7 protein-coding genes are annotated in these 11512 nt (G+C 53.2%); 2 read left to right on the top strand and 5 right to left on the bottom strand.

Annotation, left to right across the window (positions count from 1 at the left end):
- The first annotated feature begins 22 nt into the window (after window positions 1–22).
- Entirely contained in the window at window positions 23–2374 is a 2352-nt protein-coding gene (gene pbpC, locus DQM29_RS02360) for a penicillin-binding protein 1C (protein ID WP_111739128.1), read from the top strand.
- Here the strand turns inward: pbpC and DQM29_RS02355 are convergent.
- Both DQM29_RS02355 and DQM29_RS02350 read right to left on the bottom strand, forming a co-directional pair.
- The gene (locus DQM29_RS02355; RefSeq protein WP_111739127.1) at window positions 2366–3508 is read right to left on the bottom strand and encodes a YbfB/YjiJ family MFS transporter; all 1143 of its coding nucleotides are present in this window, start codon (window positions 3506–3508) and stop codon (window positions 2366–2368) included. The genes pbpC and DQM29_RS02355 overlap by 9 nt on opposite strands.
- 116 nt (window positions 3509–3624) lie before the next feature.
- The gene (locus DQM29_RS02350) at window positions 3625–4656 is read right to left on the bottom strand and encodes a peptidoglycan DD-metalloendopeptidase family protein (protein ID WP_111739126.1); all 1032 of its coding nucleotides are present in this window, start codon (window positions 4654–4656) and stop codon (window positions 3625–3627) included.
- 723 nt (window positions 4657–5379) lie between these two features.
- On the opposite strand from DQM29_RS02350, the gene DQM29_RS02345 reads away from it, so the two are divergent.
- Window positions 5380–9702, top strand: a complete 4323-nt coding sequence (locus DQM29_RS02345) for a 2-hydroxyacyl-CoA dehydratase (protein WP_111739125.1) — start codon at window positions 5380–5382, stop codon at window positions 9700–9702.
- A gap of 69 nt (window positions 9703–9771) precedes the next feature.
- Here DQM29_RS02345 and DQM29_RS02340 read toward each other — a convergent pair whose 3' ends face one another.
- The 3 genes from DQM29_RS02340 to DQM29_RS02330 form a co-directional block, all read right to left on the bottom strand.
- Window positions 9772–10149: a hypothetical protein gene (locus tag DQM29_RS02340; protein ID WP_111739124.1), complete on the bottom strand. Its 378-nt coding sequence runs from the start codon at window positions 10147–10149 to the stop codon at window positions 9772–9774.
- Between the two features lie 5 nt (window positions 10150–10154).
- Window positions 10155–10685, bottom strand: coding sequence for a hypothetical protein (locus DQM29_RS02335; RefSeq protein ID WP_111739123.1), 531 nt, complete (start codon window positions 10683–10685; stop codon window positions 10155–10157).
- Window positions 10686–10823: 138 nt separating this feature from the next.
- Complete coding sequence (locus DQM29_RS02330; protein ID WP_111739122.1) at window positions 10824–11339, bottom strand: periplasmic heavy metal sensor; 516 nt, start codon at window positions 11337–11339, stop codon at window positions 10824–10826.
- Window positions 11340–11512: the final 173 nt, after the last annotated feature.

Here is an 11512-nt window from a genome sequence, read left to right as displayed (position 1 = left end):
CGGCCGCTTTTCGAGGGCCGGAATGAGGCGCTTTCTGCAAAACCTGCTGATGGCGCTGTTCCTACTGGCGATACTGCTTATCGGATTTCGCCTGTGGCCGCATCCGCCTCTGTCGGAAGGGCTTCCGCTGTCGACCGCCTATTACGATCGCCAGGGAACGCTGATGAGGCTAACGCTGGCTAACGACGATCGTTATCGGCTTTGGACTCCGCTGGAAGACATCTCGCCGCTGGTGGTTGAAGGCATAATGCGCTACGAGGATCGCTGGTTTTACTACCATCCCGGTTTTAACCCCTACAGCCTGCTGCGCGGCTTCTGGGTCAGTTACGTCAGCGGAGGGCGCCAGCAGGGCGGGTCTACGCTAACCATGCAGCTTGCCCGCATGCACTGGCGGCTTAATACTCGCACACTGCACGGTAAGGCCGTACAAATTCTAAGAGCCATTCAGCTGGAACTTAGCTACTCCAAACGCGATATTCTTGAAGCCTACCTCAACTATGCGCCCTACGGTAGAAATATTGAAAGCGTCGGCGCTGCCAGCCTGATCTATTTTGACAAAAAGCCCTCAGCCCTAACGCTGCCAGAAGCGCTAACGCTGTCAGTATTGCCTCAGTCCCCCAGCTACCGGGTTGATGCAAAAACGGGAGTCGTCGGCCTCTCTCTGACCAACGCCCGCAACCGGCTGTATCAGAGCTGGCTGGAAGAGCATCCTGAAGACGCTAATCTGTCAGCGCTGTTTCAACTGCCCCTGACCTTTAGGCAACCTGAAAAAATGCCCTTTATCGCTCCCCATCTGGTCGAGCAGCTTCAGCGGCAGTACCGCCTAAGTACAAACAGGAAACAGGACGTTATCACCACGCTGGACGCTCGTCTCCAGCACCTTGTCGAAAATCAGGTCAGTGCGTTTATAGAACGCAACAAAAGCCGCGGTATCCGCAACGCTGCCGTTCTTCTGGTCGATACCCGCGACATGGGCGTTCGAGCTCTGGTTGGGTCTGCTGACTACCTTAACCGAGACATTCAGGGGCAGGTTAACGGTACCGATGCAAAGCGTTCACCGGGATCTACCCTTAAGCCGTTTATCTATGCGCTGGGGCTTGAACAGGGGCAGCTCCATCCGATGACCATTCTCAAGGACGTCCCTTCTTCCTTTGGCGCCTATGCACCGGAGAACTTTGACCACCGCTTTCTCGGCCCCATTTCCGCCACCGACGCCCTTAACTACAGCCGCAACGTGCCCGCAGTAGCTATTGCCGCTCGGCTAAAACAGCCAAACCTTTATCAGTTTTTGCAAACCTCTGGCGTAGCCAACTTAGCCACAGAGCGGCACTACGGGCTCTCACTGGCGCTTGGCGGCGGAGAAGTTACCGCACAGGAACTGGCCCGGCTCTACGCCATCTTGGCAAACAGAGGCACACTAAGCCCGCTGAGGTTTGAAGAATCAACACCTCCCTCAGCCCCTGTTCGTCTGCTGAGTGAAGAAGCCAGCTTTATTACACTAGACATGCTTAGCCAGCACCGCCGCCCTGGAGACACGCTTGCCCAAAGGCCGCTCTCGCTGCCGGTATACTGGAAAACGGGTACTTCGTGGGGATTTCGCGACGCCTGGAGCAGCGGCATTTTCGGCCCTTACGTGCTGGTGGTGTGGCAGGGGAACTTTGACGGCAAGGGTAACAGCGCCTTTATTGGTGCAGACACCGCCGCTCCGCTATTTTTCAATATTATTGATAACGTCATTGCTGACTACCCAGCGCTTAAAGAGCCACCCCATCGGCAGCCGGAAAATCTGCGTCAGGTTGAAGTTTGCCTCTCCAGCGGTAGCCTTCCTACCCCCTGGTGCCAGCGAAAGGGCAAAACCTGGTTTATCCCCGGCAAGTCCCCCATTAGCGTTGATACGGTTTATCGCCCAGTCGCGATCGATAAGGAAACCGGCGACGTCGTCTGCCCACCTTACGACCCTTCGCAGGTCAATATTGAGGTTTTCGAATACTGGCCGTCTGACTTGGCAAAAGTGTTTGCACAGGCTGGGCTACCCAAAAAAGCGCCCCCCTCGACCGCCCACTGTCGGGATGGCAACAGCGCAGTCGGGGGTACGCCACCGCGTATTACCTCACCGCTTCGCAATACCACCTATACACTGCGGCGAGCAACCCTGAAAAATACGCCTATCGTCTTTAATGCCATCACCGACGGCGACAGCCGAGTTATCTACTGGTTCGTTGACGATGCCTATCTGGGGAACTCTACTAGCCAAAAGGCTATCGAATGGCGGCCTGAAGCCAGCGGTCGCTATCGCATCCGGGCAATAGACGATCGCGGGCGTGCCGATACCAGAAACGTTAACGTAGCCATCACCAATATTCCTTCAGGCTAGTTTCTTTACGGGCCAAACCAGGAGTCCTGCAAGCATTAAGGCAAAAGCCGCTACATACAGTGCGGGTGTCAGGCTGCCGGTTAATGAAGTAGAGAGTGCGGAGAGCATTGGGCCTACAAGCTGGCCAGCAGCGTAGCCCGTCGTTAGCAGCCCCGCCATATAGCGCGCGGAGTCTGGCGCTAGCTCCCTGCCGTACAGCAGCGATAGCTGCACCACACACAGGAATCCGCCCCCCACCAGAATCGCCCCCAAGGCCAGACCGACAACGCCGGGTATAAGCTCTGCACAGGCAACCCCCAGCGCCTGTAGCCAAAGCGCGATGGCCAACCGAAGAGAGGTTGGCGTAGAAAAGTAGTGCCGAGTAGCGATCAGAATGCCGATACCAACCACAGAAGCGCCACCAAACAGTGGCCACATAAACTGAGCAAGCGGGGAGCCGGGAAACCGCTCTGTCGCCATTTGAGAGAGAAAAGTTGCAGGCAGGATATAGCCAAACCCCGCCAGACTGTAGCTCCACACCAGTCTCTTCACGTTTCCGGTCAGCGCTATCGGCACTGTGGCCGCACTTTGCGGGCGATGCATATCGCCTCTGCGGGGGAAATTCATACTAACCGCAGAGGCAAGCACCAGCGCAACGGTACCGTAGCCTAGCCAAGCGGCATCCGCGCTCCACTGCTGAGCGTGAAACCACACCGCCAGCAGGCCGCTGAGAAAAATTCCCGCTCCCGGCCCTGCAAATACGGCGGCTGAAAGTCCTGGCCGCCCCAGCGCCAAGAGCCGCTCGCTGCTCCAGGCTGCCACCATCACCAGCCCCCATCCGCTGGCCCAGCCGATAACAAAGCGGATCGCCCCGTGCCAGTATGCGCCGTCAACCAGACCGGACAGCAGCGTAAGCAGCACCGCGCCCCAAACCCCAGCCCACAGGCGAGTCTCAACCCGATGGGAAGCCCGCATGGCGTCGTACGAACCACACAAATAGCCCAGATAGTTACTGGCGGCCACCAGCCCGGCGCCGGTAAGAGAAAACTGCCCCTCAGCCAGCATTAGCGGAACCTGTGGCGTAAAGGCAAAGCGCCCTATTCCCATGACGATAACTAACGCAATAAACCCGCTGAACGCAATTTTCCAGGCCATCATTCCTCCCAAGCAGCAATGGAATAACTATAGTCAAGAGAGAGATAGGGCACACCATAAAAAAAGCCGATGCTATAGAGCATCGGCTTTTTTATAGGCTGTTCTGTTCAGAGAAGTTAGTTAGCTTCGCTGGTAGACGCGCGTCTTGTATATAGAATTTTACCGTCGCCAAGGATTTGGGTTTCATATCCACCGTCTTGACGGCTGGCAGACTGAAGATCCCGCGACGAACTGCCTGACGCAAACGGATCGCTGCCCTTGGAGATATTCGCTGAAGCCAGCGTGGTCGACGGTGCTGAAGTGCCGTCGTAGCGGAAATTGTTCACTACGGCCATGCCGTTAAACTGGCTGGACAGCGGGTCTATCGGGCGATCGTTAGACCACAGTTCATAGTGCAGGTGTGCGGCAGTACTGCGACCGGTATTTCCGGACAGGCCGATTTTCTGGCCCTGCTTAACCTTTTGCCCCTCGGTCACCATCAGCTTGCTTAAGTGCATATACTGAGTGCTGTAGCCGTTTGCATGACGAATAACAATGTAGTTGCCTGCGGAGCGACTGAATTTGGCAATAACCACTTCACCTGCTCCCGTAGAGATCACGGTAGAGCCAATGGGCATTGAAAAATCGATCCCCTTATGGGGCATGCGCTTGCGCGTTACAGGGTTTACGCGCTCGGGGTTAAAGTGAGACGTCACGGGGAAAGCGTCTGCTGTCGGATAGCGGAGCATAGAGGTGCTGCTGGAACTCATGCTGAACGACTTCCGCCCGTTCAACAGCGGCTGCTTAGACAAAGCCGTTTGTGCCTGAACACTCTTTGCCTGAACAGATTTCACCTGTGCGGTTTTAGTCTGCGTAGCCTTAGTCTGTGTGGATTTAGCTGTCTTTGTTTGAGTGGTTTTAGCCTTTGAGCTCTTCGCCTGCGCCGTTTTTACCTGAGCAGTTTTTGTTGAAGCCTTGGCTGATGATTTCTTTGTCTGGGTCTGTTTCGTCTGAGCTTTTGCCGTCTGGATCTTCTGCACCTGCACCTTTTTAGCAGAGCTTTGCTGAGAGGAATACGCTGCGCCGGAGACCAGCAGCATAGAACAGCAAACAAGTTTTATCAGAGGGGTACTCAGTCGTTTTGTTATTGGGTTCAGCATACTCATCATGATGCCTGGCCCTCATTATTGTTCGACATTTTGGAAGCCATGTAATCAGGTTGGAATGAAAGTTAGAGCGCATTATGCCCTAATAATTCCCTCATTTGGGTATATATTTGTAAATTTCCCGGCGATTCGGGTTCCCGCCTATCGGCTGCCCCCATAAGGGTCATTTTTTATTAAAAATATCAATACGATAAACAACCATTTTCGTTAGAACAAATTTCACCAAAAGCAAAGAAATATCGATAATTACCCCAGTTTATCTTCCAAAATCGACCTCTAATGAACAAGTTTCACGCTCTTTCATAAAAAGAGTGATAAGGGTAACTATTTCAAAAAAAACGCTTGTAACTCATAGAAGTAAATAGATTGTTAAAAATGGCACCGAAATACTTTTCGCTTTTTATGCTTTTTTTCGACCTTCTCGCCGTCGCTATTTATTCCATTTCTATGAAAAAAGTCACTAACCTTTTGAAGCTACGCCTTAAGCTCGAATAAAATTCTTTAAACTGTCGATCTCACCACTATTTTATCTATAGAAAGCCCCTATGTTTAATGGTAATTTATCAATTAATTACATAAGAATGCGTGAGTTACCCCAGAGACAGCCGTCAGACGCGGCAAAAAATGACAGTATCGGGATCCACGCAGCCTTTTGGGTTCTATACCCCTTGATAGCCCACAGCCGATTTAAAGATACGGAAGGTTTTGAGAAGAGGTTGAATCAACATGGCGTCTGTGCCCAACTATTATCTTGCTGGAATTGACGTAGGTTCGACGACAGTCAAACTGGTACTATTGGACCGGCAAAAGAAACTGGTTCACCACGCATATCAGCGTCATTTTTCTGACATTCGTCAAACGCTTTCAGCGCTATTTGAACAAGTGCAGGGCGCGTTTCCCTCACTGAACGTTGTTCCCGTGATTACCGGTTCCGGTGGTCTTGCTCTGTCAGAACTACTTTCTATCCCATTTGAACAGGAAGTTATCGCCAGTTCTAAAACCATCACCTCACTGATCCCCCATACGGACGTCGCTATTGAACTTGGAGGGGAAGACGCCAAGCTCACCTACTTCGACAGCCACGGTGTCGATCAGCGAATGAACAACAGCTGTGCAGGCGGCACAGGCGCCTTTATTGACCAAATGGCTTCCCTGCTGGAAACCGACGCCGCAGGCCTCAACGCGCTGGCCAACGACTATCAGACCCTCTACCCCATCGCCTCACGCTGTGGCGTGTTTGCCAAGACCGACGTTCAGCCTCTGATCAATCAGGGTGCCGCCAAGTCAGACATCGCGGCATCCATTCTGCAGGCTATCGTTAACCAAACCATCAGCGGCCTAGCCTGCGGTAAGCCTATAAGAGGCAATGTCGCGTTCCTCGGCGGCCCACTCTATTTTTTAGACAACCTGAGAAAGCTGTTTATCAAAACCCTCAGGTTGAAAAAAGATCAGGTTATCTTTCCGGAAAACCCCCAGCTGTTCGTCGCCATTGGCGCAGCGCTGCTGGCGGATAAACAGGGTGAATCCATCCCGTTAAGCGAACTGGTTAACGCCCTGAACGATGCTAAAGAGAGCACCGTCAAAGAGGTCGATCTCTTACCTCCGCTGTTCTACGGGCAGCCCGATATTGACGCTTTCCGCGCCCGCCACGCCAAGGCTAACGTGTCCCGCCAGCCGTTAAGCAGCTATCGTGGGGCAGCCTATTTAGGCATCGACTCAGGTTCCACGACCACCAAAGTGGCCCTGATTGGAGAGGCCGGTGAACTGCTGTATGACTTCTACGGCAACAACAAGGGCAATCCTCTTAACATCGTGCGTGAAGTGCTGTCGGACATCTACCGCCAGCTGCCTTCTGGCGCGGTTATCGCCAAGTCGGCCACCACCGGTTACGGTGAACAGCTTATCAAAGCCGCCTTTCGTGCTGATGCCGGAGAAGTAGAAACCGTCGCCCACTACCGCGCGGCTGACCAGCTCTTGCCCGGCGTAGAGTTCATTCTCGACATTGGCGGACAGGACATGAAGTGCCTGTACGTTCACGACGGCGTCATCAGCAGCATTTTGCTCAACGAGGCCTGCTCCGCGGGCTGCGGCTCATTTATCGAAATGTTTGCCCGCTCGCTGAACATCCCCGTCACCGAGTTTTCCCAGCTGGCGCTGCTTGCAGAACGCCCTGTAGATCTCGGCACCCGCTGTACCGTATTTATGAACTCCAAGGTCAAACAGGCGCAAAAAGAAGGGGCTACCGTCGCAGACATTTCTGCCGGGCTTTCCTATTCCGTTATCAAAAACGCGCTGTACAAAGTCATCAAACTCAAGCAGCTCGACGCCCTGCCGCAAAAAATCATGGTGCAGGGCGGCACCTTCTACAATGAGGCGGTACTGAGAGCGTTTGAAAACCTGACAGAAAGAGACGTCACCCGTGTAGACATCGCCGGGCTGATGGGCGCCTACGGCGCAGCGCTGATTGCCAGAGACAAGGCCGCCGACGGCTTGCCCTCCACGCTGCTACCCGCCAGCGAGCTGGAAACGTTCAGCGTAGCGCAAAGCGGCGACCGCTGCCGCGAGTGCAACAACCAGTGCATGCTGACTATCAATACCTTTGAAGACGGCAGAGAGTTTGTCTCGGGCAATCGCTGTGAAAAAGGCGCCCGCCTGGAAGCTGAACCAAGCCGTTTGCCAAACCTCTACGAATACAAAGAAAACCGGGTCTTTAACTACAAGTCCCTCCCCAAAGAGCTAGCAATTAGGGGGAGCGTCGGCATTCCTCGCGTGCTCAACCAGTTTGAAAACTACCCGTTCTGGCACACATTTTTCAGCCAGCTCGGCTTTCGCGTGGAACTGTCGCCGCCGTCGACAGAGCGTCTCTATCTTAAAGGGATCGAGACCATTCCCTCAGAGTCAGCCTGCTACCCGGCCAAACTGGTGCACGGCCACATAGAACACCTGATATCCCGTAAGGTTGACCGAATTTTCTTCCCTTCTGTCACCTACGAGTGGCAAGAGACACAGGGCGGCGATAATCATTTTAACTGCCCAGTAGTCAGCACTTATTCGGAAGTAATCCGCACGAATATTGACGCTATCAGCCAGGGAGATATCCCTTTCCACAACCCGTTCATTAACTTTAACCACCTAGAATCAGTGGAAAAAGTGCTGTTCGAAGAACTTAAGCCGCTGGGGATAAAGCGTAAAGAGGTCAAGCTGGCAGTACAGGCCGGCTGGCTTGAACTTCAGTCTATGCGTGAGGACATTCGCCACAAGGGTAAAGAAGTGGTGAAGTGGCTAGTGGAAAACGACCAGCCGGGCATTGTGCTCGCCGGAAGGCCCTATCATGTTGACCCCGGTATTCATCACGGCATCGACCGAATTATCATTGAAGAAGGCATTGCGGTTCTCACAGAAGACAGCGTTGCCCACCTAGGGGAATCGCTACTGCGTCGCCCTCTGCGCGTTGTCGACCAGTGGGCCTATCACTCACGCCTTTATGCTGCCGGCGCTTACGTGGCCGCCAGTCCACAGCTTGAGCTGGTGCAGCTGACTTCGTTCGGCTGCGGTCTGGATGCCCTGACAGCGGATCAGGTAGAGGAAGTGCTGAAAGCCGCCAATAAGGTCTACACGCTAATTAAAATTGACGAAGGCGCTAACCTAGGCGCCGTTAGGATCCGCATCCGCTCGCTAAAAGCAGCCATGAACGCCCGCAGGCGGCAGGGCGTAGCCGTTTCAGATACTCCCTATATTTCCAAGAGAACGCCTTTTACTGAGGAAATGCGGGACACCCACACTATTTTGGCGCCGCAGATGGCTCCTATGCACTTTGACCTGATTCAGTCGGTATTCCGCTCCGAGGGCTACCGGCTGCAGGTGCTACCAACCGTAAACAAATCGGCAATTGAGCAAGGATTAAAGTACGTCAACAATGACGCCTGCTACCCCTGCGTGCTGGTTACCGGTCAAATCGTTGAGGCCCTGCTCAGCGGGGAATACGATCCTCAGACCAGCGCGGCCATTATCACCCAAACCGGCGGCGCCTGTCGGGCAACCAACTACATCGCCTTTATCCGCAAAGCGCTGGAAGATGCAGGCTTTCCTGAGGTACCGGTGATCTCCCTTAGCGCCTCCGGACTGGAGGAAAACCCCGGCTTCCGCTACAGCTTCCGAATGGTAAAAAAGGCCGTGATGGCAATCGTCTACGGGGATTTACTGATGAGAACGCTGCTGAGAACCCGTCCCTATGAGGTCGAGGCTGGAGCAGCGCAAAAGCTGTATGACTACTGGAACCAAAGAGCTAAACAGAATCTGGAAGCCGAAGGCAGCATGGGGCAGTTTAAGGACGACGTAGCAGAAATGGTCGCTGACTTCGACAGGCTGCCTCTGCGTTCCGTGCGCAAACCCAAAGTCGGCATCGTCGGTGAGATATTGGTGAAATACCACCCCGGCGCCAATAACGATCTAGTCGGGCAAATCGAAGCGGAAGGCGGTGAAGCTGTTGTTCCCGACATGCTCGATTTCTTCCTGTCCTGCACTTACGGCACGCGCTATGATCGCCGTCAGTACGGGCTTAACTTTCTCAGCGTGGCGCTTAATCAGGTCGCCACATCGACCATCGAGTGGATGCGCAAGTCTGTCAACAAGGCGCTCAGGCGCAGTCAGCGCTTTAGCGCGCCTCCGTCCATCGCCGAACTGGCCTCAATGGCAGAAAGCGTAGTTTCACTCGGCAATCAGGCCGGAGAAGGATGGCTGCTAACGGCAGAAATGATGGAGCTTTTGGAGATGGGCGTAAACAACATCGTCTGTGTTCAACCCTTTGGTTGCTTGCCGAACCACATTACCGGACGCGGCGTGCTTAAAAGCCTTAAGCAGAAATACCCGGCAGCCAACATCTTTGCCATTGACTACGACCCCGGCGCCAGCGAAGTTAACCAGCTAAACCGCCTGAAGCTGATGATGTCCGTAGCGCAAAACGCCATTGATATCAGGGTCGATCCGGAGTCTGAACCTAAAGGCGTCGGCTTCGGTAAGCCCTATCGGCCTAAGCCGTCTACGGGATAGAGTCAATTACGGTGATAGGCCACAATAACGACAGCGGCGGCCTTATCTGGCTGCCGCACTGTTTTGATGTTAGCAGCCATTCTTTGAACAAACTTCCAAATAGCTTATCTGGGCTATGCTGCCGCTACAGCCTGAATAGGTAAATCGAACGTACTGAAGGGCAGAAAAAAGATGCCACGTTTTGTCCTGCCACCGGGTGAAGTCTTCCGGGCTAAGCCCCATGCTTTGTGGCGTCACGATTGCCTCACGCCCGCCGCAGACACTTTCTTTTTCCAGCTCAATGCGGATACGGAGAATAGGGCCGCCCCGATCGCCATACTCATAGTCATACTTTCGATCAACGATCCTCACCTCTTGCTGCACAGGGAACGTTGTTGATGCACATCCGGCTGAAAAGAAAGTGCTCAGAGCAGCAATGGTCAGCGCAAGCCTGGCACTTCGGTTCATCGGTCTTACTCTTTCAGTACTTTCGCCGACGCAGAGATAGCGTCAAGTGTAGGCTGGTTAATTTTCCACTCGCTCGGGAAGGTAACCTGTACCATCACCAAAAACATATCGGGATGCGCAGAGGACTCAACCAGTGTGAAATAGTAATAGTACGCCGTGTCGTTCCTCTCGCCTTTGTACAAAACGTAGGTAACACTCTTTTGCCCTATCGTTTCCTGACGCGCCTTTTCTACTTCGCGAAAGTTCTGCCGCTTGGACTGCATGTCCTCAATCTGCTTTTGGAAAACGACAGCAGGAGTCTGGCTTTCAGACAAATCGCTCTTGTAGTAATAAAAGATGCCCGAGTTCGCCCGCTCGTTACCGGACAGCAGCTGCAGGTCAAAAGGCGTCTTGTCTTCATTTTTTCGCCAGTCGTCTGGGGCCTGAACCTCCAGTTTTTCACCGCTGGGCAAATCAATGCGAAATGCGTTTTCTGCCTGAGCAAAAAGCGGAAAGATAAGAAACAGTGAGAAAAAGCAGGAAAGAAGGCGATTCATAAAAAACGTCCCGTGTCTGTCTGCACCCAGTGTGCAAGCTCCGATAGCTGCCTATCATAACGTGTGGGAACAAAAAAACAAAAACCCCGTCGCCCGTCGGGGTTTTTGCCCTTATACCAAAGGTTGTTTATTTACACGTTAACGGCCGCAGGGCATATCTCCCATCCCCATACCGCCATTCATTCCCATATGGCCACCGCCCATATGTCCCCCTCTCATACCCTTATGACCTCCGCCCATACCGCGCCCCATCATGGGGATCCCTGCCTTGGCCAACTGAGTATCCAGCTCCACGCGATGCTGATAAATAGAGTCTCGCAGTGCCGAAATTTCCTTACCAACGGCCTGAACTTTCTGGTCGTCAACCGGATTGCTGGTTAGCAGCGCGCGGTATTCATAGTTTTTGGACATCATCTTCTGGCGCAGGTCGGCAGTTTTAGTCTGGAAATCGTCATAGGCCTTTTGAACAGTAGTCTGCTGTTCCTGAGTCAGATTAGCCCCATAGCCGCGATGATATCCGCCGTGTCCCATACCTTGGCCGTTAGTGACTGCGGGACCTGAGTGCATCAGCCCACCGTTTTGAGCCATCGCAGCGCCACTCACAATGGCAGTTAAAGAAATAACGGCAGCAATTACAGTTTTCTTAAAAGTCATCATCATCTTCCTTCTTTTTCAGTTCATAAAATCTGACATTAGCCTTTCGGCGTACCCACAGAGTATTTTGCAATCACCGTGCCAACTTCACGTTTGGCATGAAAATTGAATGGTAATTAATGTGACTTAGAAGAGAAAAATGCCGTTTTATAAGCAAGTTACGCTGAATTTAC

The organism is Leminorella richardii, from assembly GCF_900478135.1.
GTDB classification, from domain to species: Bacteria; Pseudomonadota; Gammaproteobacteria; order Enterobacterales; family Enterobacteriaceae; genus Leminorella; species Leminorella richardii.
The sequence above is the reverse complement of the archived record's forward strand: the minus strand, read 5'-3'. Positions and strand labels throughout refer to the sequence as shown.

Coding starts and splice junctions, on each gene's coding strand:
- pbpC (WP_111739128.1), top strand. CDS start 23: ATGAGGCGCTTTCTGCAAAACCTGCTGATGGCGCTGTTCCTACTGGCG.
- DQM29_RS02355 (WP_111739127.1), bottom strand. CDS start 3,508: ATGGCCTGGAAAATTGCGTTCAGCGGGTTTATTGCGTTAGTTATCGTC.
- DQM29_RS02350 (WP_111739126.1), bottom strand. CDS start 4,656: ATGATGAGTATGCTGAACCCAATAACAAAACGACTGAGTACCCCTCTG.
- DQM29_RS02345 (WP_111739125.1), top strand. CDS start 5,380: ATGGCGTCTGTGCCCAACTATTATCTTGCTGGAATTGACGTAGGTTCG.
- DQM29_RS02340 (WP_111739124.1), bottom strand. CDS start 10,149: ATGAACCGAAGTGCCAGGCTTGCGCTGACCATTGCTGCTCTGAGCACT.
- DQM29_RS02335 (WP_111739123.1), bottom strand. CDS start 10,685: ATGAATCGCCTTCTTTCCTGCTTTTTCTCACTGTTTCTTATCTTTCCG.
- DQM29_RS02330 (WP_111739122.1), bottom strand. CDS start 11,339: ATGACTTTTAAGAAAACTGTAATTGCTGCCGTTATTTCTTTAACTGCC.